27 protein-coding genes are annotated in these 21,337 nt (G+C 69.9%); 14 read left to right on the forward strand and 13 right to left on the reverse strand.

Annotated elements, in window-relative coordinates; all coding sequences use genetic code 11:
* The first annotated feature begins 6 nt into the window (after positions 1-6).
* The 4 genes from OG306_RS14845 (at position 7) to OG306_RS14860 (ending at position 3,116) form a co-directional block, all read left to right on the forward strand.
* Positions 7-981 (forward strand): ribose-phosphate diphosphokinase, encoded by a 975-nt coding sequence (locus tag OG306_RS14845; RefSeq protein WP_266746648.1) that lies wholly within the window; start codon positions 7-9, stop codon positions 979-981.
* A gap of 182 nt (positions 982-1,163) precedes the next feature.
* Positions 1,164-1,748 (forward strand): 50S ribosomal protein L25/general stress protein Ctc, encoded by a 585-nt coding sequence (locus tag OG306_RS14850; protein ID WP_266746649.1) that lies wholly within the window; start codon positions 1,164-1,166, stop codon positions 1,746-1,748.
* A gap of 168 nt (positions 1,749-1,916) precedes the next feature.
* Entirely contained in the window at positions 1,917-2,510 is a 594-nt protein-coding gene (gene pth, locus OG306_RS14855; protein ID WP_266746650.1) for an aminoacyl-tRNA hydrolase, read from the forward strand.
* A 135-nt stretch (positions 2,511-2,645) separates the two neighbouring features.
* On the forward strand, positions 2,646-3,116 hold the full coding sequence (locus OG306_RS14860; RefSeq protein WP_266746651.1) for a hypothetical protein: 471 nt from the start codon (positions 2,646-2,648) through the stop codon (positions 3,114-3,116).
* Between the two features lie 27 nt (positions 3,117-3,143).
* On the opposite strand, the gene ppc is transcribed toward OG306_RS14860, so the two are convergent.
* Positions 3,144-5,873, reverse strand: a complete 2,730-nt coding sequence (ppc, locus tag OG306_RS14865; protein ID WP_266746652.1) for a phosphoenolpyruvate carboxylase — start codon at positions 5,871-5,873, stop codon at positions 3,144-3,146.
* 339 nt (positions 5,874-6,212) lie between these two features.
* Here ppc and OG306_RS14870 point away from each other — a divergent pair, with 339 nt between their 5' ends.
* A complete protein-coding gene (locus tag OG306_RS14870) occupies positions 6,213-7,214 on the forward strand; it encodes an acyl-CoA desaturase (protein ID WP_266746653.1) in 1,002 nt (333 codons plus the stop codon).
* Positions 7,211-7,897, forward strand: coding sequence for a TetR/AcrR family transcriptional regulator (locus tag OG306_RS14875; RefSeq protein ID WP_266746654.1), 687 nt, complete (start codon positions 7,211-7,213; stop codon positions 7,895-7,897). Before OG306_RS14870 ends, OG306_RS14875 begins: the two co-directional genes overlap by 4 nt.
* A gap of 198 nt (positions 7,898-8,095) precedes the next feature.
* Here OG306_RS14875 and OG306_RS14880 read toward each other — a convergent pair whose 3' ends face one another.
* Positions 8,096-8,572: a hypothetical protein gene (locus OG306_RS14880; protein WP_266746655.1), complete on the reverse strand. Its 477-nt coding sequence runs from the start codon at positions 8,570-8,572 to the stop codon at positions 8,096-8,098.
* A gap of 480 nt (positions 8,573-9,052) precedes the next feature.
* On the opposite strand from OG306_RS14880, the gene OG306_RS14885 reads away from it, so the two are divergent.
* The gene (locus OG306_RS14885; protein ID WP_266746656.1) at positions 9,053-9,256 is read left to right on the forward strand and encodes a hypothetical protein; all 204 of its coding nucleotides are present in this window, start codon (positions 9,053-9,055) and stop codon (positions 9,254-9,256) included.
* A 99-nt stretch (positions 9,257-9,355) separates the two neighbouring features.
* On the opposite strand, the gene OG306_RS14890 is transcribed toward OG306_RS14885, so the two are convergent.
* The 4 genes from OG306_RS14890 to OG306_RS14905 all read right to left on the reverse strand — a co-directional run bounded on the left by OG306_RS14890 (position 9,356) and on the right by OG306_RS14905 (position 11,567).
* Entirely contained in the window at positions 9,356-10,111 is a 756-nt protein-coding gene (locus OG306_RS14890) for a DUF4344 domain-containing metallopeptidase (protein WP_266906394.1), read from the reverse strand.
* Between the two features lie 159 nt (positions 10,112-10,270).
* A complete protein-coding gene (locus OG306_RS14895) occupies positions 10,271-10,483 on the reverse strand; it encodes a DUF397 domain-containing protein (RefSeq protein WP_323183866.1) in 213 nt (70 codons plus the stop codon).
* A complete protein-coding gene (locus OG306_RS14900) occupies positions 10,480-10,692 on the reverse strand; it encodes a DUF397 domain-containing protein (protein WP_266746658.1) in 213 nt (70 codons plus the stop codon). Before OG306_RS14900 ends, OG306_RS14895 begins: the two co-directional genes overlap by 4 nt.
* Positions 10,689-11,567, reverse strand: coding sequence for a helix-turn-helix domain-containing protein (locus OG306_RS14905; RefSeq protein ID WP_266746659.1), 879 nt, complete (start codon positions 11,565-11,567; stop codon positions 10,689-10,691). Before OG306_RS14905 ends, OG306_RS14900 begins: the two co-directional genes overlap by 4 nt.
* A gap of 258 nt (positions 11,568-11,825) precedes the next feature.
* Here OG306_RS14905 and OG306_RS14910 point away from each other — a divergent pair, with 258 nt between their 5' ends.
* The 6 genes from OG306_RS14910 to OG306_RS14935 all read left to right on the forward strand — a co-directional run bounded on the left by OG306_RS14910 (position 11,826) and on the right by OG306_RS14935 (position 14,246).
* Positions 11,826-12,080, forward strand: coding sequence for a hypothetical protein (locus OG306_RS14910; protein ID WP_266746660.1), 255 nt, complete (start codon positions 11,826-11,828; stop codon positions 12,078-12,080).
* Entirely contained in the window at positions 12,077-12,364 is a 288-nt protein-coding gene (locus tag OG306_RS14915) for a hypothetical protein (protein ID WP_266746661.1), read from the forward strand. Before OG306_RS14910 ends, OG306_RS14915 begins: the two co-directional genes overlap by 4 nt.
* Complete coding sequence (locus tag OG306_RS14920; protein ID WP_266746662.1) at positions 12,361-12,648, forward strand: hypothetical protein; 288 nt, start codon at positions 12,361-12,363, stop codon at positions 12,646-12,648. The genes OG306_RS14915 and OG306_RS14920 overlap by 4 nt, the downstream gene beginning before the upstream one ends.
* A gap of 13 nt (positions 12,649-12,661) precedes the next feature.
* Positions 12,662-13,045, forward strand: a complete 384-nt coding sequence (locus tag OG306_RS14925) for an ATP-binding protein (protein WP_266746663.1) — start codon at positions 12,662-12,664, stop codon at positions 13,043-13,045.
* A gap of 140 nt (positions 13,046-13,185) precedes the next feature.
* Positions 13,186-13,788 (forward strand): Uma2 family endonuclease, encoded by a 603-nt coding sequence (locus OG306_RS14930; protein ID WP_266752211.1) that lies wholly within the window; start codon positions 13,186-13,188, stop codon positions 13,786-13,788.
* A 149-nt stretch (positions 13,789-13,937) separates the two neighbouring features.
* Positions 13,938-14,246, forward strand: a complete 309-nt coding sequence (locus OG306_RS14935; protein ID WP_266906392.1) for a hypothetical protein — start codon at positions 13,938-13,940, stop codon at positions 14,244-14,246.
* 12 nt (positions 14,247-14,258) lie between these two features.
* Here the strand turns inward: OG306_RS14935 and OG306_RS14940 are convergent, their stop codons facing one another.
* Positions 14,259-14,624 (reverse strand): VOC family protein, encoded by a 366-nt coding sequence (locus OG306_RS14940; RefSeq protein ID WP_266746665.1) that lies wholly within the window; start codon positions 14,622-14,624, stop codon positions 14,259-14,261.
* The gene (locus OG306_RS14945) at positions 14,624-15,421 is read right to left on the reverse strand and encodes a trans-aconitate 2-methyltransferase (protein WP_371665370.1); all 798 of its coding nucleotides are present in this window, start codon (positions 15,419-15,421) and stop codon (positions 14,624-14,626) included. Before OG306_RS14945 ends, OG306_RS14940 begins: the two co-directional genes overlap by 1 nt.
* 87 nt (positions 15,422-15,508) lie before the next feature.
* Here OG306_RS14945 and OG306_RS14950 point away from each other — a divergent pair, with 87 nt between their 5' ends.
* Complete coding sequence (locus tag OG306_RS14950) at positions 15,509-16,003, forward strand: MarR family winged helix-turn-helix transcriptional regulator (RefSeq protein WP_266746667.1); 495 nt, start codon at positions 15,509-15,511, stop codon at positions 16,001-16,003.
* A gap of 29 nt (positions 16,004-16,032) precedes the next feature.
* On the opposite strand, the gene OG306_RS14955 is transcribed toward OG306_RS14950, so the two are convergent.
* The 5 genes from OG306_RS14955 to OG306_RS14975 all read right to left on the reverse strand — a co-directional run bounded on the left by OG306_RS14955 (position 16,033) and on the right by OG306_RS14975 (position 21,291).
* Positions 16,033-16,827 carry a response regulator transcription factor gene (locus tag OG306_RS14955; RefSeq protein WP_266746668.1) on the reverse strand — a complete coding sequence of 265 codons (795 nt, stop codon included), beginning with the start codon at positions 16,825-16,827 and terminating at the stop codon, positions 16,033-16,035.
* Between the two features lie 309 nt (positions 16,828-17,136).
* On the reverse strand, positions 17,137-18,303 hold the full coding sequence (galK, locus tag OG306_RS14960) for a galactokinase (RefSeq protein WP_371665371.1): 1,167 nt from the start codon (positions 18,301-18,303) through the stop codon (positions 17,137-17,139).
* Entirely contained in the window at positions 18,300-19,280 is a 981-nt protein-coding gene (gene galE, locus OG306_RS14965) for a UDP-glucose 4-epimerase GalE (RefSeq protein ID WP_266746670.1), read from the reverse strand. The genes galK and galE overlap by 4 nt, the downstream gene beginning before the upstream one ends.
* On the reverse strand, positions 19,277-20,320 hold the full coding sequence (gene galT, locus OG306_RS14970; RefSeq protein ID WP_266746671.1) for a galactose-1-phosphate uridylyltransferase: 1,044 nt from the start codon (positions 20,318-20,320) through the stop codon (positions 19,277-19,279). The genes galE and galT overlap by 4 nt, the downstream gene beginning before the upstream one ends.
* Positions 20,321-20,595: 275 nt before the next feature.
* Positions 20,596-21,291, reverse strand: a complete 696-nt coding sequence (locus tag OG306_RS14975; RefSeq protein ID WP_266746672.1) for a helix-turn-helix transcriptional regulator — start codon at positions 21,289-21,291, stop codon at positions 20,596-20,598.
* Positions 21,292-21,337: the final 46 nt, after the last annotated feature.

A 21,337-nucleotide genomic window follows, 5' to 3' on the forward strand; every position in this document is an offset into this window, starting at 1 on the left:
TGTGCTGTGACCGGGATCAAGACGACCGGCGAGAAGAAACTGATGCTCTTCTCCGGCCGCGCCCACCCCGAGCTGGCCGAGGAGGTTGCGCACCAATTGGGTGTCGGCCTCGTGCCGACGAAGGCCTTCGATTTCGCCAACGGTGAGATCTACGTCCGCTTCCAGGAGTCCGCCCGCGGCGCCGACTGCTTCCTGATCCAGAGCCACACCGCTCCGATCAACAAGTGGATCATGGAGCAGCTGATCATGCTGGACGCGCTGAAGCGCGCCTCGGCCCGCTCCATCACGGTGATCGTGCCGTTCTACGGTTACGCCCGCCAGGACAAGAAGCACCGCGGTCGCGAGCCGATCTCGGCCCGTCTGGTCGCCGACCTGATGAAGACGGCGGGTGCCCACCGCATCCTCACCGTCGACCTGCACACCGACCAGATCCAGGGCTTCTTCGACGGCCCGGTCGACCACCTCTTCGCGCTGCCGATACTGGCCGACTACGTCGGTGCCAAGGTCGACCGTTCGAAGCTGACGATCGTCTCCCCGGACGCCGGCCGGGTGCGCGTCGCCGACCGCTGGTGCGACCGTCTGGACGCCCCGCTCGCGATCGTCCACAAGCGTCGCGACAAGGACGTCGCCAACCAGGTGACGGTCCACGAGGTCGTCGGCAACGTGAAGGGCCGGGTCTGTGTCCTGGTCGACGACATGATCGACACGGGTGGCACGATCTGCGCCGCCGCCGACGCTCTGTTCGCGCACGGCGCCGAGGACGTCATCGTGACGGCGACCCACGGTGTGCTGTCGGGTCCGGCCGCGGACCGTCTGAAGAATTCCAAGGTCAGCGAGTTCGTCTTCACGGACACCCTGCCGACCCCGGGCGAACAGGAGCTCGACAAGATCACGGTGCTCTCGATCGCTCCGATGATCGCCCGCGCGGTGCGCGAGGTCTTCGAGGACGGCTCGGTCACCAGCCTCTTCGAGGAGCAGTAGGCAGCGGGCCTCGGAAGATCCACTTTGGGTGCGGCCTCCCCGCCGGGTAGACTCAGCGAGTTGCTCGGCGAGGGAGGCCGTACCCATGTGTACGGCGGTCCGTTATCGACGCGCTCTTCGTAGCAGGCCTGTCGTGGGCCGGGTGACCGTCCAGTTTTCGTCACCCCACGAGGAGTGCAGTCATGGCCGAGATCAAGCTCGCCGCCCAGCCCCGTACCGAGTTCGGCAAGGGTGCCGCCCGCCGCGCCCGTCGTGACAAGCAGGTCCCCGCGGTCGTCTACGGCCACGGCGCCGAGCCGGTCCACGTCACCCTGCCGGCCCACGAGCTGCTCCTCGCGCTCCGCACCGCCAACGTCCTGATCGGCCTGGAGCTCGACGGCAAGGACGCGCTGGTCATCCCGAAGGCCGTGCAGCGCAACCCGCTCAAGGGCGACATCGAGCACGTCGACCTGCTGACCGTCAAGCGCGGCGAGAAGGTCAACGTCGAGATCGCCGTGCACGTCGAGGGCGAGCTCGCCCCGGGCGGCAACCTCCTCGAGTACGTGATGAACACCCTGCTCGTCGAGGCCGAGGCCACCCACATCCCCGAGTCCGTCACGGTCTCCATCGCGGGCCTGGACGCCGGCGCGTCCGTCCTCGCCAAGGACATCCCGCTGCCCAAGGGCTCCGTACTGGCCGACGACGAGAACGCCGTCGTGCTCCAGGTCGTCGCCGCGCAGGCCGAGGAGCCGACCGCCGAGGCCGCCGTAGCGGGCGCCGAGGCCTGAGCCTCTCCCTCCCGGTAGCACTGCCGCACTGCTGCACTGCTTCACGGCTTCACTGACGGGACGGCGGTTCCTTGTTCGAGGACCCGCCGTCCCGTTTCCCTGTAACCGGGCCGTTTCCCTGTAACCGGGCCATCCGGAACCATCCGTACGCGAGGAGACCGAGCGCAGATGTCCGACGCCACCGAACCCTGGCTCATCGTGGGCCTCGGCAATCCCGGTCCCGAGTACGCGGCGAACCGGCACAATGTCGGCTTCATGGTCGTCGATCTCCTCGCGGAGCGGATCGGCGGGAAGTTCAAGCGGGCACAGAAGGCCCAGGCGCAGGTCGTCGAAGGCCGGATGGGCCCGCCCGGACCGGAGAACCGCCGGGTGATCCTGGCCAAGCCGATGTCGTACATGAACCTCTCCGGCGGCCCCGTCACCGCGCTGCGCGACTTCTACAAGGTGCCGACCGACCACATCGTGGCGATCCATGACGAACTGGACATCGACTACGGAACGCTCCGGCTGAAGCTGGGCGGCGGCGACAACGGACACAACGGGCTCAAGTCGATGACCAAGTCGATGGGCGCCGACTACCACCGGATCCGGTTCGGGATCGGCCGGCCGCCGGGGCGGATGCAGGTCGCCGACTTCGTGCTGAAGGACTTCTCGTCCGTCGAACGCAAGGAGCTCGGGTACCTGGTGGACCGGGCCGCCGACTCGGTGGAGTGCCTGCTGGCGGAGGGGCTGGAGCGCGCGCAGAGCGCGTACAACTCCTAGGGCCGGCCCGCGCGCGGAGCGCGTACAACTCCTGGACCCGGCCCGCGCGCACAACTCTGACATTCCCGCCGGTACCCCGGCGATTTTCAGCCATAAGTTGACCGGGCGCGTCGCTCTGCCCAAGGATCGCTCCCCATGAAGCGGAGCTCATCCCACCGCGCCCTGGTCCATGCCCGCAACGCCGCCATGGGCTGTGTCGTCCTGCTGCTGCTCGCCTCGGGTGTGTTCTCCTCGTGGAGTTCGGCGCACCACATCGTTCTGCCCAAGGGGCGCGAGCACGGCACGATGACCGTCACGGGCTGTGGCGCCGATTTCTGTACCGGTCCGTTCGCACCGTCCGGGCAGGCCGCCGCGCGCACCCGGGTGACGATCGAGAAGTCTGTGGCGGCGCAGCGGGGCGAGCGCTTCCCGGTGGTCGTGAAGCCGGGTACGGACGATGTCGTACGCACGGGGATTCCGGGTTTCCTGCATGCGTGGACGCCGCTGGGCGGCGCTTTGGTGCTGGCGGCCCTGGTGATCGGCGGCGGCCTGCGGCTGCCCCGGATCGCCTGGGGTACGGGGATCGCGGGTGCGGTCCTGCTGGTGGCGACGTTCTTCGCCCTGTGAGCGGGACCGCACCCGCGCCCCGGCGGCTCAGCCGGTGTTGCGCAGGCCCGCGGCGACGCCGTTCACGGTGAGCAGCAGGGCCCGGGCGAGCAGCGGGTCCGCCGCCTCGCCGCGCGCCGCCGCCTCACGCTGGCGGGCGAGCAGCGTGACCTGGAGGTAGGAGATCGGGTCCAGGTAGGCGTCGCGGATGGCGAAGGTCTGCTGGAGCACCGGGCTGGTGCCGAGCAGTTCGGATTCGCCGGTGACCTTGAGGACTTCCTCGACCGTGAGCGCGTGCTCGGCCTCGATGTCGGCGAAGACATGCTTCAGCTCGTCGGGGACGAGCGTGTCGACGTAGTGGCGGGCGATCCGCAGATCGGTCTTGGCGAGCGTCATCTCCACGTTCGAGATGAAGTTCCGGAAGAAGTGCCACTGTCCGTGCATCTCGGCGAGGACGGTGTCGAGACCGGCCTCGCGCAGTGCCTTGAGGCCGGAGCCGACGCCGTACCAGCCGGGCACGATCTGCCGTGACTGGGTCCAGCCGAAGACCCACGGGATGGCCCGCAGCCCGTCCAGGCCCGCGCCGGAGTCCGGACGCCGCGACGGGCGCGAACCGAGGTGCAGTTCGGCGAGCTGGTCGACGGGGGTGGAGGCGAAGAAGTACGCGGGCAGGTCGGGGTCCTCGACCAGCTTGCGGTACGCGGCGTGCGCGGCGTCGGAGACGGTGTCCATCGCGGCGTCCCAGCGGGCCAGGGCCTCGTCGGACTGACGCGGGGCGGTGTGCAGCGCGGAGGCCTGGAGGGTGGCCGCGACGGTCAGTTCCAGGTTCTCCCGGGCGAGCGCCGGGATGAGGTACTTGTCGGAGATGACCTCGCCCTGCTCGGTCACCTTGATCTCACCCTCCAGGGTGCCCCACGGCTGCGCGAGGATCGCGTCGTGCGAGGGGCCGCCGCCGCGGCCGACGGTGCCGCCGCGGCCGTGGAAGAGCCGCAGCCGTACGCCGTAGCGGTGCGCGACGTCGCGCAGCCGGCGCTGTGCCCGGTGGATCTCCCACTGCGAGGTGGTGATGCCGCCGAACTTGGAGGAGTCGGAGTAGCCGAGCATGACCTCCTGCACGTCGCCGCGCAGGGAGACGAGCCGGCGGTACGAGGGATCGGCGAGCATCTCGTCGAGGATGACGTCGGCGGCGCGCAGCTCGTCGGTGGTCTCCAGGAGCGGCACGATGCCGATCTTGGCCCAGCCGCCGTGCAGATCGAGCAGTCCGGCCTCGCGGGCCAGGACGGCGGCAGCGAAGACGTCGTCGGCGCCCTGGCACATCGAGATGATGTAGGACTCGATGACCTCGGGGCCGAACCGCTCGAAGGCTTCCTTGATGGTGTGGAAGACGCCGAGGGTCTTCTCGCCGGCGGCGTCCAGCGGGGCCGGGGTCGGGGCGAGCGGGCGGCGCGAGCGCAGTTCCTTGGCGAGCAGCTTCTGCCGGTAGTCGCGCGGCATGTCCGCGTAGCGCCAGGACTCCTCGCCGAGCCGGTCGAAGAGCTGGCCCAGCGCGTGGTGGTGGGCGTCGGCGTGTTCGCGTACGTCCATGGTGGCGAGTTGCAGGCCGAACGCGGCGAGCGTGCGGATGGTGCGGTCCATCCGGCCGTCGGCGAACAGGCCGCCGCGGTGCTCGCGCAGCGAGGTCTGGATGAGCTCCAGGTCGGCGATGAGCTCGGCTGTGCCGAGGTAGTCGCAGCCGGGGCGGTGCGGGGTGCCGCCGGCGAGACGTTCGCGGGTGTTGACGAGCTTCTGCCGGATGCAGGTGGCCTTGAGGCGGTACGGCTCCTCGGCGTTCAGCCGCTTGTAGCGGGGGCTGATCTCGGGGAGGCGTTCCAGGTCGGCCTGGAGCGAGGTCAGCAGTTCGTCGGTGGCGCCGGTGTAGCGGATGGAGTTGGAGAGCTGCGCGCGGAGGTGGTCGACGAGCTCCAGCGCGTCGGTGATGCCGTGCTCGTGCTGGAGGATCAGTACTTCGCGGGTGACGGCGGGCGTCACGTTGGGGTTGCCGTCGCGGTCGCCGCCGATCCACGTGCCGAAGGTGAGCGGGCGGGTACCGGCGGGCAGTTCGATGCCGACGCGCTCCAGCTCGGCCGCGAGGTCCTCGAGTACGTCCCCGACGGCATTGGCGTGCAGTTCGTCGAGGTAGTAGATGGCGTTGCGGGCCTCGTCGGCAGGCTCGGGGCGCACGACGCGGAGTTCGTCGGTCTGCCAGATGAGGTCGATGTTCTCGGCGAGGCGCAGGTCCTGGCGGCGCCGGTCGGCGTCGATGACCGGCGTATCCAGCAGTTCGGCGATGCGGCGGAGCTTGTTGAGCACGGAACGCCGGGCGGCCTCGGTGGGATGCGCGGTGAAGACGGGCCGTACGTTGAGGTTCTTGACGGTCTCGCGCAGGTGGGCCGGATCCGCGTCCTTCAGCCGGTCGGCGGTGCGGGCGAGGAGCCCGCCCTCGGCGGCGCGGCGGTCACGCATCTCGTGGGCGCGGTGGACCTGTTCGGTGACGTTGGCGAGGTGGAAGTACGTGGAGAAGGCGCGCACGAGCTGTGCGGCGGTCTCCAGGTCCGTGTCACCCAGGAGTTCGGCGGCGGCCTCACCGTCGGTGCGGGTCAGGGCGCGGACGCGCTCGACGAGGTCGAGGAGTTCCTGGCCCTCCTGGCGTACCAGGGTCTCGCCCAGCAGATCGCCGAGGCGGCGGATGTCGGCGCGCAGCTCGGGGCTGGCGGCGGGGGTCTGGTCGGCACTGCTCACAGTGTGCGGCTCCTTGCAGTGAATGAGGAGGTGTGTCGCGAAGCGACTCCCAACAAGGGTGGCGGTGGGAGACGGGCGGGCACGAGGTCTTCCGGGGCCGCGGCCGGCAGCGGTGCTGACGCCACCCCGGGAAAGCAGAGTGCGGACCGCGCTGTCCGACCCCCACAGGATAGGTGTCCACACTCTGGGCACTGCTCCGCCCCGATCGGGTTTCCCTTCGTGGACGGCCCGACGCGCTCTCGTGCGGCGGGCCGTCGCGCTGCCATACTTACGTAAGCGTAGGTTACGGATGCGTAGCCGCAGCAGTCCGTCGTACTCCTCATCCCCAGGGGATCCCCCATGAACACCAGCCACGCTGCGGTCGACGAGGCCCAGCCGCCGGCGGCCGATGACCAGGCCCTTCCCTCCGCCACGCTCGGCGGGGACAGTAAACGGTCGGTCGAGCAGTTCGCTCTCCTGTTGTTCATCGTGGTGCCGTTCGTGGCGCTCGTCGCGGCGGTGCCGCTGGCCTGGGGCCGGGGCGTGAGCTGGCTCGACGTGGGTCTGCTCGTGGCGATGTACTTCATCGGCTGCCACGGGATCACGATCGGTTTTCACCGCTATTTCACCCACGGTTCCTTCAAGGCGAAGCGCCCGCTCCGTATCGCTCTGGCCGTCGCGGGTTCACTGGCCGTGGAGGGCCCGCTGGTGCGTTGGGTGGCGGATCACCGCAAGCACCACCGCTTCTCGGACGTGGAGGGCGATCCGCACTCGCCGTGGCGGTTCGGCGAGAGCCTCCCGGCCCTGCTGAAGGGGCTGTGGTGGGCGCATATCGGCTGGATGTTCGATGAGGAGCGGACGCCGCAGCAGAAGTACGCCCCCGACCTGATCAAGGATCCGGCGCTCCGTGGGATCTCGCGCCACTTCCTCACCTTCACGACCGTGTCGCTGCTGCTTCCGCCGCTGGTCGGCGGTCTGGTGACGCTGTCGTGGTGGGGGGCGGCGACGGCCTTCTTCTGGGGCTCTCTCGTCCGGGTGGCGCTGCTGCACCATGTCACGTGGTCGATCAACTCCATCTGCCACGCGGTCGGCAAGCGTCCGTTCAAGTCCCGGGACCGGTCGGGGAACGTGTGGTGGCTGGCGGTGCTGTCGTGCGGCGAGTCCTGGCACAACCTGCACCACGCGGATCCGACGAGTGCGCGGCACGGTGTGATGAAGGGGCAGATCGATTCGAGTGCCCGGCTGATCCGCTGGTTCGAGAAACTGGGCTGGGCGTCCGACGTGCGCTGGCCCGACGCCGCCCGGATCGAGTCCCGCCGTATCGACTCCCGGCGCGACCCCGCGCGCGCCGACGCGGCATGATTGACGACGTGGCGACCGACTCCAGAAACAGCAGCGAGAACAACCGTCCCCCCTCCGCCCGGCGCACCCGCCGGGTGCGGATGACCGGCAAGGAACGCCGCGAGCAGCTGCTGGACATCGGGCGTACGCTCTTCGCCGACAAGGGCTTCGAGGGAACGTCGGTCGAGGAGATCGCGTCCCGGGCCGGTGTTTCCAAGCCGGTCGTCTACGAGCACTTCGGCGGCAAGGAGGGCCTGTACGCCGTCGTGGTGGACCGCGAGATGCGCCGGCTCCTCGACATGGTCACCGGCGCCCTGACCGCGGGCCACCCCCGCGAACTCCTGGAACAGGCCGCGTTCGCCCTGCTCGACTACATCGAGACGTACACGGACGGTTTCCGCATCCTGGTCCGCGACTCCCCCGTCGCCCAGTCGACCGGCACGTTCGCCTCCCTCATCAGTGACATCGCCACCCAGGTGGAGGACATCCTGGGCCTGGAGTTCAAGGCCCGCGGATTCGACCCGAAGCTGGCCCCGCTGTACGCCCAGGCCCTGGTCGGCATGGTCGCCCTGACCGGCCAGTGGTGGGTCAACGCCCGCAAGCCGGAGAAGGCGGAGGTCGCGGCCCATCTGGTGAACCTGGCCTGGCACGGTCTGGAGAACCTGGAGTCGAAACCGCGGCTGGTGGGGCACCGCAAGAGCTGAGGGGGCGGCGCATGGCAGCTCCGGTGGGGGTCGCGTCGCCGCTGGTGAGGTCGTAGAGGCGCTTTCCACGGGCCACGGATGTTCTGCACCGCCGCGCCAAGGCGCCCCACGGATCAGGCAGGGGGTCCACGGTACAGGGCGGCCGGGCCGGGCTGGTGTGAGCTGCCCCGACCCCGCTGCGCGTCCGCGAGCCGGGATTCAGTCGCTGACCTCGACGGACCCCGTGATCCTGCCACAGCCGAAGTGGTCCAGCACCGTCACGTCGTACCGTCCGGGGTCCGCGTCCTGCCGAATGGTCGCCTCCCCCTCGTAAGCCTTGCCGCGGAACGTCAGCTTCGCCGGTCCGTCGAAGGCGTCCGAGGAAGCGGAGACCTTCTTCTCCTCAGGGTCGGGGCCCTCGTCGCTCGCGGTCAGTTCCACCTGCTCGCCGGGGTCGGCCTCGCCGGACGAGAAGAGACTCGGCTCCACCAGGTAGGGGTACGGGGCGCGTTGCTTCCCTGCGGCGGTCCTGGTGACGCTGAACTCGGCGGTGACGACGTCTTCACCGCCCGCGTCCCGCATTACGGCCGTGTAGTGGCCGACAGGACGGGAGATGTAGGCGCGGCCCTCCAACTCGCCTTCAGGGAGCGGGGTTGCCGTCCCGTCAGCGCCGTAACTCGTGCCGGACAGAGACACCTTGCCGCCGCTGAACGCTTTCGAGTAGATCCTCCGGGTCGCCCGCCGGCCGAACCACCGCCTTCGGTACGGACCTTGACCGTGGCGTACGCACAGCGAGCGCCCGCGTTCTCGACGGTCAGCGTGTATCCGCCGCCGTTCCCGACCGCGCCGGAGGGCGCATCGGAGGGCCCGCCGGAAGGGCCACCGGAAGAAGCCGTGCAGGCAGACACGCCGAGCAGGGAAACCACTACCCATACACCTCGCATACGTGCGAGTGTTCGATAACGTGCGGTGATCATTTAGGCATTATCGCAAGTTCAGTCGGTCTGCCGCCTTCCGATCGCACATCCCGATCACATCCCGATCCGGACGTTCCGGGGCCCGTCTCCGGTCCGCCCGGCCCAGCGAAAGGCACCTCTGCACTTACTCTGGGCCGACCACGCCAAACTGATCACTGCCGGCGAGTTCACCGACAACGGCTGGCAGGACGACCTGATCGTGGTGTGGACCGACGGCGAGGTGTCCAACTACATAGACACCGCCCAAGGCGGCCTCGGCAAGGAATACACCCTGGTCACCCCGGGTACCACCGCCCGTCTCGCCGATGAGCTCCCGCTCCTTCGCGGCGCTGTGGGAATCCCCGAGGGAAGCACCGGCCCGCACGGCAAGCCGCGCGTCGTCCGGGTACACCCCCAGCGATGACCGCCGGTGAGTGATCGCCGGGCCCGTACGGATCACCCTGTACGGGCCTGGTCGCGTTCTGTCGAGGACGGCGGCCGCGTCGGGGCGCGTACGGAGGGTTCAGCCCTCCTGCAGGTGCGGAGCGAGTGCTGTCATCCACGAGGCGCGTACGGCGTTCCACTCCTTGGCGCACCCCTTCGCCCGCTCGGCGGGCAGGGTGTCCGGGCCTACCAAGCCCCGATGACGGCTGGGAGCGGCGCCGTAGACGTAGCAGCGGTGGTTGACCGCACGCTGACCGTCCGAGGAGTGCTCGTCGGGCCCGTCGTCGACATCCTCGTTCATGACCTCGGACAGGTGCCAGGCCTCGGCGGCCGCGAGCAACTGCTTTTCGCCGGCGGCGCCCTTGCGCAGCAGCATCAGGGCGGCGAACTGGTCGGCGAAATCCTCCTCCCGGCCGTGCACGCGCAGTTCGAGGACATCCACGAGGGCGTGCGCCGTCTCGTGGAACAGCGATTCCAGCATGACGGCCGCCACGTCGTCGTCCGCCCGCCGGGGTCCGGCCCGCCGGAAAAGCTCCCGCGTTTCGGAGACTTCGTCGTAGCAGACCTCCACGTGGGTGAGCTCGGGATCGTAAGAGGACCCTTCGCCGTCACACGAGACCACGCCGACGGATATCAGCCGGTCCACCTCGACCAGAGCGGCGACCGCCGACGCGGCCTCCTCCACCACCTTCCGCCTTCGCAGGAACGCGGCGTCGCCCCGGTCGGAGCCCGTCGGCGCCTCGTACCGGATCGCGATGCCCGAGCCTTCCGCCTCGGTACGGGAGACATCCGGCTTCTGGCAGCCGGACACACCGGCGACCGCTACCAGCGCCATCCCCCCAAGGCACGCGCCGAACCGGCCCGCCGACCGCATCAACCCACCCGCTTCCCCGCATACTCGCCGTCACCACCATCCGGCCCCGGCGTTGGGGACCAGCGGAGAGGCCGCCCCAACTGGAGTGGCCCTCTCTGTGATACTCCGGAGACGGTGGCGTCAGACGGGCCGGTCAAGTCCGCTGCCCTTGACTCCGCCGAAGAACGCGGTGAACGCGTCGGCGGTGACGGCGAGGACGGGACATTGCGTGAGCTTCGAGTCGCGGATGCCGGTCGCGCCGTCCGCGAACGCCACCTCGACGCAGTTGTCCCCACCTGAACTAAAGCTGCTCTTAGTCCAGTGCGATCCGCGCAAGTCGGCTGGCGCTCTCACGTCAACTCCTCGCCCTTCACACCGTTCACGAACGCGGTGAACGCTTCCGCAGTCACAGGGAGTACGGGCCCCTGCATTGCTTTCGAGTCCCGGACCCCGACCCACAACCTGGCGAATGCGACCTCCACACACTCGTTGTCGGCTGCGCTGTAGCTGCTCTTCGTCCAGCCCGTAGCAGCGAACTGAGCATCGGTTGGTGCGTTGTTCATCGGATCAGCTCCTGTCGTGCTGCGGCCAGCAGTTCGACGCTGTTCGACGTATCGGCCGCTTGGGATCGCAAGTAATCAAACATCAGCTTGTAGCTCTGCACTTCGGTGGGGGCGTCGAGATACAAGCCGCGCTTGTGCAGTTCGAGGTAGACCACGTTCATGCTGTTGAGCGGATTCTTCTCGTCGTCCCGTCCAAGGATCAGAAAGTGTCCGCCGGACCCTGCTGCGTGAGCCCCCGCGGCGAACTTGAGCACCTGGATGTCCACGTTGGGACGCTGGGCCATGGCGCTCAGGTGGTCGATCTGCGCGGACATCACGTCCGGACCCCCGACAGGGCGGCGGAGAACAGCGTCGTCGAGAACGACCCACAAGTGAAGGGCGGGCGAGCGCTCCAGGATCGCCTGACGCTTGATTCGTGCGTCGACCTTGTCTGCGATCGCGTCCGCCTCCGCCCGGACGTCCTGCGCCCGATGGAGCGCAAGCGCGTAGTCAGGCGTCTGGAGCAGCCCGGGAACCAGCGCGTTGGCGTAGACGTGCTCGTACTCGGCCACGTCTTCGAAGGACATCAGCGGGTCCATGACTTCAGGCAAACCGGGGTGATCCATCCACCAGCCGTTCTGCTGGTTGCGGACGAGCTCGACCAACGCCTCGCGTTCTTGAGGTGAAGCACCGCAGGTTTCCGCGAGCGCGCTCACGGTGGGCACTCTGAGCTTGGCGCGGTCCTGCCAGGTCTCGTACCGGTTCACGGTTCCGACGGAGACACCGGCCCGTTTGGCCACCTCGGACTGAGTGAGGCCGGCTCGCATGCGAAGCGCCTTCAGCCCACGAGCGATCTGCATGCGCCCGGCCGGCCCTGCCGAGCCTCGTACGGTCACGGTGCTCCTCCAACGCAGCTGTCCTTGCCGCCAGCTTGTCCAGCGATGCAATCAACACGCCGAGCGTACGCGGCAGTCAGTGCTTCATCTCGGTCCATTGGCGTTCACCCCTCCGGAGGAACTCCATCCATGGAGCTATCGCTGATTGAAATTCAATGACACGGTATTCAACAAGCACTCCATGTGTACTCTTGATCGCTTTTAGTGATCTCGGAGGAGCGCTTTCTCGCGCCAGCCCAGAAAGAAGGGATGGGAGTCATGCCTGCGAAAAGTCCGGCTCCAACCGGCTCCGAAGACGTACGCGCCCAGGTCCACGACCTGGCCTCCCTCGCCCCCGAGACCCGCCTCCGCCTCGCCGGACTCGCCTGCGCCCGCTGCGGCAGCACCGAAGCCCTCCGGCCCGGCGGACACGCGTACACCCGCAGCCCCGGCGGCGGGCGGCTCGGGTGGGCCGTGAAGGTCTGCATGAACTGTCCCGTCAATCCGCCCCAGGAAAGGGAGTTGAGGTCATGACCAGCCTCGCCACCCGCACCACCGCCCGGCTGCGAAGCCTCTTCGCCCCACGCGGCCGGCACCGTGCCCTGCACCCCTCCCCCACACCCCCGCAGGCCGCCTCCCCGGGCTCCTGCCCCGGGCCGTACGCCACCGACACGCCCATCGACGGCCGGGCCACCGCCCTGGTCCGCCCCTACCTGCTCACCCCCGAGCAGCGGCAGCGGCGCCGGGCGCTCTGGCTCGCGACGTACGGCATCGACGTCGGCCCGCGCCGCATCCACGGCATGGAGGTGGCCCGGTGATCCGGCTGCTGCCCTGGACCGGGGCGGACGGGAAGCCCAACTACCTCTCCACTGACGGCACCGGCCCGTTGTCCCGGCTCGCCGACCAGATCGAGTACGTACAGCTCGGCCTCGCGGGCAAGCTCCTCGACCACGTACGAGTCGTGCTCTCCGGGTCCACACCGGAGACCTCGGAACTCAGGCTCCTGACCGCCCAGTTGGCCGACGCACTGCGCGACACCCTGCTCATCGCCGAGAGCCGCGGCAACCGCCTCACCCCGGCGGACACCGATGTGGAGCGCTGAAAGAGGTGCGGTCATGCCGCCGCTCATCGAAATCGTCCACAGCACCCTCGCGCACTGCGTCACCGCTCCACAGGCGCTGGGCCTGGTCTCCTTACCCGGCACAACCCTCGCATCCGCGAGCGCGGCCCGTTGTTGCGTAAGAACGACGGCCCGGTCCTGGGTACTGCCGCCGGACACGGTGGACTCCCTGGAACTGATCACCGGAGAGCTCGCCGCCAACGCCCTGGAGCACAGCGCGAGCCGTTCGATCACCGTTGTGCTGTCCCGTACCGGCCGGACGGCCATCGTCGGAGTGATCAACGAGGGGCGAGGCAGAGCAACCGTGGCGGGCGCGCCATCGCCGGATCAGGAGGACGGGCGCGGGCTGCTGATCGTCGACGCGCTGGCCTCCCGCTGAGGGCAGCGGCGCGCGTGCGGCGGTCTCCTCGTTTGGGCCGAGGTCGACACCAAGCCGACGTCACTCCTTGTGATGACGCCGCTCGATTCCGACCGCTACGGTGAGGGAGCAGGCCCAGAATCCCGTCCATGGGAGGAATCATGACCGCCGAGCCGATCGCCGGGCACAGCAGCCGCTGGCCGGTACCGCCCCAGGACGGATACACGGTGGACGACCTGTTCACCTTGCCCGATCTCCCGCCGCACACAGAGCTGATCGACGGGAGCCTGGTTTTTGTGAGTCCGCAGCGGCGTTTCCACGCCAAGATGATTGACCTGCTGATGAACGGCCTCCGCGGCACAATCCCGGGCAGCCTGAAGGCCGAGCGCGAGATGACCGTAGTGCTGGACCGGCGCAACGGCCCCGAACCCGACGTGTCCGTCGTCCGCGCCGACGCCGCCACCGATCTTGAGCAGACCCGTTTCCAAGCCGCCGACGTCCTCCTCGCCGTCGAAGTCGTCTCCCCCGACTCCGAGGCCCGTGACCGCGATGCCAAACCGCAGAAGTACGCCGCAGCCGGTATCCCGAACTTCTGGCTGGTCGAGATGGCCGGCACCGACCGGCACCCGGTGGTGCGGGTCTACGAGCTGGACCCGGTGTCCAAGACGTACGCCCTGACCGGAATCCACCACGACCGCCTCAAGACGGGTGTTCCGTTCCCGATCGACATCGACATCACACTGGACGCACTCAAACAGCTCTGACCGCCGGGCACGGACCACTGTGCCCCGTTGACCGAACGGGGCGAACACCCCACCGGCCCCACTGTCGGTACCGTACGAAGACCGAACCACCCGCACCGGAGGTCACCGTGAGGGCCCAGCCCGACAGCCCCTACGGACCGCTGATCCCCATGCCTGAGCTCACGCCCGACGCCTTGCGGGCCGCAGTTGCCCGGATCGCCCCCAGTCGCATTCCCGCGCTCACTCAGCATCTGTTCGAGGCCACGACGAACGCACAGCAGACGCAGAGCCTCGCTCCCCTGCGGGCATTCGTCCACTCCTGGGCCGTGTTCGTAGCGACCGAGCGGCATCCCAACCACGCCACCCGGCTGCGCGCACTGGAGCGGATCGTGAACGCGGGCGAGGAGGATCCGGCCGAAGCGATCGCCGAGATACGGCGTATCCGGGAGACAGCCGAGGCGGAGGCCGGACTGCGGTGACCGCCCTGCGGCTCACCCGTCAACCCGCTCCAGGAACTCCAGCCGGTTCCCCACCGGGTCGTGGCTGTAGAAGCGCCGGTGCCCCGGCAGGTCGCCGTCCCAGGTCACCTCCGCGCCGCGTTCCGCCAGCCGGGCCGCGTACGCCTCGATGCCTGTGACGCGCAGGCCGGGGTGGGCCTTCCTCGCCGGGTGGAAGTCGGGGTCGATGCCCACGTGGAGCTGGACCGGGCCCGCCTCGAACCAGCAGCCGCCGCGGGAGGCGAGTGCCGGGGGCTTGGGCAGCTCCGTCATGCCGAGGGTGTCGATGTAGTAGGTGCGCAGGGCGGGCTCCGAGCCTTCCGGGGCGGCCAGTTGGACGTGGTCGAGGGCGGCGATCATCACTTCTCCTTACGGGCCACGGCGAAGATGCGGCGGAACGGGAAGACCGTGCCGTGCGGGCCCCGGGGGTAGGCGGTGCGCAGCAGGTCGCGGTATTCGGCGAGGTACGCGTCGCGGGCCTCGGGGTCGTCGGCCAGGGCCGTCAGGACGGGGCGCAGGCCGGTGCCCTTGACCCAGTCGAGCACCGGGTCCTCGCCGGGCAGCAGATGCAGGTACGTGGTCTCCCAGACGTCCGCAGTGATGCCGGGGGCCGTCAGCGCGTCGAGGTAGGCGGCGGGGCTGAGCACCGCGTCGGCGTGGCGCAGCTCGCCGGCCAGGCGGTCGCGCCAGCGTGGGGAGCCGGCGAGTTCGCGCATCAGGACGTGGCTGGGCTGGTCGAAGTTGCCGGGGACCTGGAAGGCGAACGTTCCGCCGGGGGTGATGGCGTCCAGCCAGACCGGGAAGCGGGCGGTGTGGCCCGGGACCCATTGGAGGAGGGCGTTGGAGACGATCAGGTCGTACGGCTCCTCGGGGGTCCAGGTCGCGGCGTCGGCCTCGGCGAAGTCCAGCAGGGGGCCGGCGTGGGTGCGTGTCTGTTCCAGCATCTGCGGGGAGTTGTCGTAGCCGGTGATGTGCGCCTTCGGCCAGCGGTCGGCCAGCAGCGTCGTCACGTTGCCCGCACCGCAGCCGAGGTCGGCGATCCGGGGTGCGGGGGCGGCCGGAGACTCGGCGATGCGGGACAGGAGGTCGCGGAAGGGGCGGGTGCGATGGTCCGCGTGGCGCAGATACTGCTGCGGATCCCAGGTGGGTGCGGTCATGGAATCAGGATCACGGGAAACTATCTTGATGTCAAGACACTTGAATTCAAGAGACTTCATGTCGACAGACCCTCTACACTGATCCACATGGAGGACGAGGTCGACCGACTGGTCGCTGCATGGCGCCGCGAGCGCCCCGACCTCGACGTGGAACCACTCGAGGTGCTCAGCCGCGTCTCCCGCCTGGCCCGCCATCTGGACCGGGCCCGCCGGATCGCCTTCTCCGAGCACAGCCTGGAGCCGTGGGAGTTCGACGTACTGACGTCCCTGCGCCGGGCCGGTGCCCCCTACCAGCTCTCCCCCGGCCAGCTGCTCACCCAGACCCTGGTCACCTCGGGCACGATGACCAACCGCATCGACCGGCTGACCAAGAAGAACCTCGTCGAGCGGCTCCCCGACCCCAGCGACCGCCGCGGCGTGCTGGTCCGGCTCACCGCCGAGGGGCGCGACAAGGCCGACGAGTCGCTGGCCGGACTGCTCGTCCAGGAGCGCGCCATCCTGGGCGAACTCTCCACCCAGCAGCGGAGTGAACTGGCCGGGCTGCTACGCCGGTTGACTGCCCCGTTCGACAACATTCCCTAACCAGGATTGCGCTGAAGATCTTGGCCGGATCAGCCCCCCAGGGCCTGCCCGGCCGGTTCCGGATCCACCGGTCCGACGCCCGCCCGCCGGGCCAGTGCGACCGCGGCCAGCGTCGAGTGCACGCCCAGCTTTCCCAGCACGTTCTGCATGTGCGTACGCACCGTGTGCGGGGAGAGGTAGAGCCGCTCCGCCACCGCCTTGCGCCCCAGACCCGCGACCATGCAGCGCAGCACCTCGCGCTCGCGCGGGGTGAGCGACTCGACGAGCTGTTCGCTCTCGGTGCGGTGCTTGCGCGCCGCCGTCAGCTCCCGCAGCACGCCCGTGAGCAGGGCGGGGGGCAGGTGCGTCTCGTCGCGCAGCACCCCCCGGATGACCGTGAGCAGCCGTTGCAGCGAGCAGTCCTTGGCCACCCAGCCCGAGGCCCCCGCCTGCAGCGCCAGCGCGGCCCGGCGCGGGTCGTCCCTCTCGGCGAGCACCACCGTGCGCACGGAGGGCCGGCCCGAGCGGACCCCGGCGACCAGCGAGATGCCGTCCACCGGGGCGGCCTCCCCGCTGCGGGGCGCCGGGACGACCGCCCGGTCGCCCCGCACCCCGGCAAGGTTCCGCACCCCGGCCAGAACGCCCAGTTCGGCATCGACCAGCATCACGTCGTAGCCGCGCCCCTCGGCGGCGGCCCGTTCCAGACACCGCAGCGCGGCGGGGCCGCTGCCCGCCGCCGCCACTTCGACGTCCGGCTCGGCCGCGAGCGCCGCCGCGAGCGACTCGGCGAAGATGCGGTGGTCGTCCACCACGAGAACCCGGATACGAACCACAGGCACCCCCATGCTGCCGCTGTTGCTGGGCCACCCCCGGCCCGACGAAGGGACGGAACGGCGGCGGGTACGGCCGCCCGGATCGGGGAGATGGACCGCAGCCCCACGGCCGCCGCCGTGTGTCGACTGCCACCCGCCCCGGGCGCCGTACCCGACTGTCTCGTACCCCTGAATCAGCACCGGCCCCCACCGGTGCTGTGCATCAGCGTACGGCCGTCCGGCCGATGGGGAAGGCTATTCGCAGAAGTGGCAGGCTCTGCTCCGTAGCGTGTGATACGTGATCCGTCGTGAGGCGGAAGTGAATGGGCCTCAGGTCGAGCATCAGGCCAGGCGCCGGGCACCCGCCGAAGGAACTGCCGGGAAGATACGCGGCGCCGCGTACCCCGCCGAGGCGAACGCCGCCAGCACGGACTTGGCGACCGTGTCCGCCTGCGCCTCCTCCACCAGGACGATCGCCGAGCCGCCGAAGCCGCCACCGGTCATCCGCGCGCCGAGCGCCCCGGCCTCGCCCGCCGCGGACACCACCAGGTCCAACTCCGGGCAGGAGACCCGCAGATCGTCGCGGAGCGAGACGTGCCCCGCGTCGAGGACCGGGCCCGCGCCCCGCACATCGCCCGCGTCGAGCAGCGCGATGACCTGCTTCACCCGCTCGTTGTCGCTGACCACATGGCGTACGTAGCGCACCACGGACTCGTCCACGCCGGCCTCGGCCAGGGTGTCCAGGGCCGCGCCGAGTCCGTCGTACGGCAGCTCGCGCAGCGTACGCATGCCGAGTGCCGCCGCCCCCGCCTCGCAGCCGGCCCGCCGCTCGGCGTACGCGCCGTCGCCGAGCGCGTGCGCGACCTGGGTGTCGACGACCAGCAGCCGCAGTCCGTGGGCCGCCAGGTCGAAGGGGACCTGGCGCTGGGTGAGGTCGCGGGTGTCGAGGTACAGCGCGTGGCCCTCGGTGCAGCAGGCGGAGGCCATCTGGTCCATGACCCCGCACGGCACGCCGACGAACGTGTTCTCGGCGCGCTGGCCGATGATCGCCAGCTCCGGGGCGGAGAGCCCCAGTTCGAAGAGGTCGTTCAGGGCCAGCGCGGTGACGACTTCGAGCGCGGCGGAGGAGGACAGGCCCGCGCCGGTGGGAACGGTGGAGGTCAGCTGGATGTCCGCACCGGTGACCGGGTGGCCGGCCTCGCGCAGCGCCCAGAACACTCCGGCCGGGTACGCCGCCCAGCCGTGCCCCTGGCGGGGGGCCAGTTCGTCGAGCCGGAGCCGGACGACGCCGCCCGGTACGTCGGTCGAGTGGAGCCGCAGTTCGCCGTCGGTGCGGCGGGCCACGGCGGCGCGCGCGGTGTGCGGCAGCGCGAGCGGCATCACGAAGCCGTCGTTGAAGTCGGTGTATTCGCCGATCAGGTTGACCCGGCCGGGCGCCGCCCAGATTCCTTCGGGGGCGGTCCCGTACAGCTCGGTGAAAGCGGTGCGCAGCTCGGCGTCGTCGGTCATGGGGCGGTGGGCTCCTCTCGGCGGGCGAACGTCCAGGCGTCGGAGACGATTCCGGTCAGGTCGGCGCGTGACGGCGTCCAGCCGAGCCGCTCCCTGGCGCTGGTGGCGGAGGCGACGAGCACGGCGGGGTCACCGGCGCGGCGCGGGGCCGCGGTCTCGGGGACCGGGTGGCCGGTGACGGCGCGGACGGTCTCGATGACCTCGCGCACCGAGAAGCCGTTGCCGTTGCCGAGGTTGCAGATCAGGTGCTCGCCCGCGGTGGCCGCGTCCAGGGCGAGGAGGTGGGCCTCGGCGAGGTCGGCGACGTGGATGTAGTCGCGGACACAGGTGCCGTCGGGGGTCGGGTAGTCGTCGCCGTACACGGAGATCGACTCGCGCTGCCCGAGGGCGACCTGGAGGACCAGCGGGATGAGGTGCGATTCGGGGCTGTGCCGTTCCCCGTAACTGCCGTACGCCCCGGCCACGTTGAAGTAGCGCAGCGAGACCGCGGCCAGTCGGTGGGCGGCGGCCTCGCCGGTGATCATGTGGTCGACGGCGAGTTTCGTGGCGCCGTAGGGGTTGGTGGGCGCGGTCGCGTCGGACTCGGTGATGGGGGTGGTGACGGGCTCGCCGTAGGTCGCGGCGGTGGAGGAGAAGACCAGGGTCCGTACGTCGGCGTCCCGCATCGCGGCAAGCAGTGCGACGGAGCCGCCGACGTTGTTCACCCAGTACTTCTCCGGGTCCGCGACGGACTCGCCGACCTGGGAGTACGCGGCGAAGTGCAGCACCCCGTCGTACGAGGCGTCCAGCCACTTCGCCGCGTCCTGGACGCGGCCCTCGATGAACTCGGCCCCGGCCGGGACGCCCTCCCGGAACCCGGTCGAGAGGTCGTCGAGGACGGTGACGGCGTGACCGGCCTCCAGCAGGTGCTGGGCGACCACGCTGCCGACGTATCCCGCGCCGCCTGTGACCAGATACTTCTTCTGGGGCTTGCTCACTCGCTCGCTACCTCTCGCAGTCGCTGGGCCGCGGCCTCCGGCGGCACATCGTTGATGAACACGTTCATGCCCGATTCGGAACCCGCGAGGAACTTCAGCTTGCCGGATGTGCGTCGGATGGTGAAAAGCTCCAGATGGAGCCCGAAGTCCTCCCGACCCGGAGCCCGGAACGGGGCCTGGTGCCAGGCCGAGATGTACGGGGTCGGCGGCTCACCGGGGCCGAAGATCCGGTCGAATCGCCTCAAGAGTTCCAGATAGACCTGTGGGAACTCCGTGCGCGCGGCCTCGTCGAGTTCCCTCAGATCGGGGACGCGGCGGCGGGGATGGAGATGGACCTCGTACGGCCAGTGCGCCGCGTACGGCACGAAGGCGACCCAGTGCTCGGCGGCGATGACGATGCGCGAGCCGTCCTTCTCCTCGCGGGCCACGACGTCGTCGAAGAGGTTGCGGCCGGTCTCGGCCCGGTGGGTCTCCATCGAGCGGAGCATCAGCTCGGTGCGCGGGGTGACGAACGGGTATCCGTAGATCTGTCCGTGCGGATGGCCGAGCGTGACGCCGATCTCGGCGCCCCGGTTCTCGAAACAGAACACCTGCTCGACCTGGGGGAGCCCGGCAAGTTCGGCGGTGCGGTCGGTCCATGCCGCGAGGACCAGGGCCGCCCGGTCCTCGGTGAGGTCGGCGAACGAGGCGTCGTGGTCGGAGGTGAAGCAGACGACTTCACAGCGGCCGGAGTCGCCGGCGAGCGAGGGGAAACGGTTCTCGAAGACGGCGACGTCGTAGTCCGCCTCGGGGATCTCGCTCAGCCGGCCGTCCCGCGAGGGACAGAGCGGGCACTCGTCGGCCGGCGGGTGGTAGATGCGGCCCTGGCGGTGCGAGGCGATGGCGACGCTGTCGCCGAGGAGCGGGTCACGCCGGATCTCGGACGAGGTCGAGACGGCATCGAGGGGCCGCCGGTCGACGGCGTCACGCACGACATCGTCCCGGCTGTCGTAGTAGAGCAGCTCCCGGCCGTCGGCAAGCGTCGTAACCGTCTTCTTCACCAGGTTCCTCCAAACATAACCAAACACAATGAACCACAAGTAAACAGGTGCGTCAATGGCGAAGCGGCGCGGGAGGTACGCGTACTCGGCTCAGCGATCCGGGTCCGCCCGTGCGCCTGAGCTCAGGAAAAGTGTTCAGCTCTGGAACACGAGAGCGTTGATTCCTTCGGGCTCGGTTCGCACAACGAAGGAAGTCGGCCCCGGTGAACCCGGGCCGACGGCTGACACACCGCCTTCAGCGGGAGGCCCGGCCTCTCGGCGGACGCCCGGCGGCACTACTCGATGCCGCCGGGCCCCTGCCCGTCCAGCGGTACCGCCCGGTCCAGCAGGCCGGTGCGGGCCGCGAGGGCCGCGGCCTCCAGCCGGGAGCCGACGCCCAGCTTCATCAGCACCCGCTGCACATGCGTGCGCGCGGTGCTCGACGCGATCCGCATCCCGGCCGCGATCAGCCGGGTGTCCTGCCCCTCGGCGACCCGCACCAGGACCTCGATCTCGCGCGGGGTCAGCAGCTCCAGCAGCCGCTGCCCCTCGTCGTCCGGTCCCGCGGCCGGGTTGAGCAGCTCGGCGAAGGCGCCCTGGAGCAGCTGTGGCGCCACCGCGGCCTCGCCGGCGCGCGCCTTGACCATCGCCCGCTCGACGCCCTCCATGCGCTCGTCGTGGCGGACGTATCCCGCGGCGCCCGCCGCGAACGCCGCCGCGATCCCGCGCGGGCTGGGCACCGGACCGAGCACCACCACGGCCACCTGCGGGCGCTCCCGCCGGATCCGTACGATCGGGTCGAAGACACCGGGCTCGGCGGGCAACGCGGTGCCGAACAGACAGACGTCCGGTGCCCTGCTCACCACCAAATCCGCGGCCCCCGTGGTCGGCGCGGCCGCCGCGAGCACCCGGTGGCCCCGCAGTTTCAGCGCCGAGGCCAGCGCCTCGGCGAGCAGTCGGTGATCGTCGACCACCATGAGCCGCACGCCCATCGAGCACACCCCCGTAGCACCGGCGCCAGACCCCCCGGCCCGCCCT

The sequence above is a fragment of the Streptomyces sp. NBC_01241 genome (assembly GCF_041435435.1).
Classification (GTDB): domain Bacteria; phylum Actinomycetota; class Actinomycetes; order Streptomycetales; family Streptomycetaceae; genus Streptomyces.

Coding starts and splice junctions, on each gene's coding strand:
- OG306_RS14900 (WP_266746658.1), bottom strand. CDS start 10,692: ATGAACAACGCACCAACCGATGCTCAGTTCGCTGCTACGGGCTGGACG.
- OG306_RS14850 (WP_266746649.1), top strand. CDS start 1,164: ATGGCCGAGATCAAGCTCGCCGCCCAGCCCCGTACCGAGTTCGGCAAG.
- OG306_RS14870 (WP_266746653.1), top strand. CDS start 6,213: ATGAACACCAGCCACGCTGCGGTCGACGAGGCCCAGCCGCCGGCGGCC.
- pth (WP_266746650.1), top strand. CDS start 1,917: ATGTCCGACGCCACCGAACCCTGGCTCATCGTGGGCCTCGGCAATCCC.
- OG306_RS14935 (WP_266906392.1), top strand. CDS start 13,938: ATGCCTGAGCTCACGCCCGACGCCTTGCGGGCCGCAGTTGCCCGGATC.
- OG306_RS14940 (WP_266746665.1), bottom strand. CDS start 14,624: ATGATCGCCGCCCTCGACCACGTCCAACTGGCCGCCCCGGAAGGCTCG.
- OG306_RS14945 (WP_371665370.1), bottom strand. CDS start 15,421: ATGACCGCACCCACCTGGGATCCGCAGCAGTATCTGCGCCACGCGGAC.
- OG306_RS14915 (WP_266746661.1), top strand. CDS start 12,077: ATGACCAGCCTCGCCACCCGCACCACCGCCCGGCTGCGAAGCCTCTTC.
- OG306_RS14930 (WP_266752211.1), top strand. CDS start 13,186: ATGACCGCCGAGCCGATCGCCGGGCACAGCAGCCGCTGGCCGGTACCG.
- OG306_RS14925 (WP_266746663.1), top strand. CDS start 12,662: ATGCCGCCGCTCATCGAAATCGTCCACAGCACCCTCGCGCACTGCGTC.
- galK (WP_371665371.1), bottom strand. CDS start 18,303: ATGACCGACGACGCCGAGCTGCGCACCGCTTTCACCGAGCTGTACGGG.
- OG306_RS14890 (WP_266906394.1), bottom strand. CDS start 10,111: ATGGCGCTGGTAGCGGTCGCCGGTGTGTCCGGCTGCCAGAAGCCGGAT.
- OG306_RS14860 (WP_266746651.1), top strand. CDS start 2,646: ATGAAGCGGAGCTCATCCCACCGCGCCCTGGTCCATGCCCGCAACGCC.
- OG306_RS14955 (WP_266746668.1), bottom strand. CDS start 16,827: ATGGGGGTGCCTGTGGTTCGTATCCGGGTTCTCGTGGTGGACGACCAC.
- OG306_RS14910 (WP_266746660.1), top strand. CDS start 11,826: ATGCCTGCGAAAAGTCCGGCTCCAACCGGCTCCGAAGACGTACGCGCC.
- OG306_RS14875 (WP_266746654.1), top strand. CDS start 7,211: ATGATTGACGACGTGGCGACCGACTCCAGAAACAGCAGCGAGAACAAC.
- OG306_RS14975 (WP_266746672.1), bottom strand. CDS start 21,291: ATGGGCGTGCGGCTCATGGTGGTCGACGATCACCGACTGCTCGCCGAG.
- OG306_RS14950 (WP_266746667.1), top strand. CDS start 15,509: ATGGAGGACGAGGTCGACCGACTGGTCGCTGCATGGCGCCGCGAGCGC.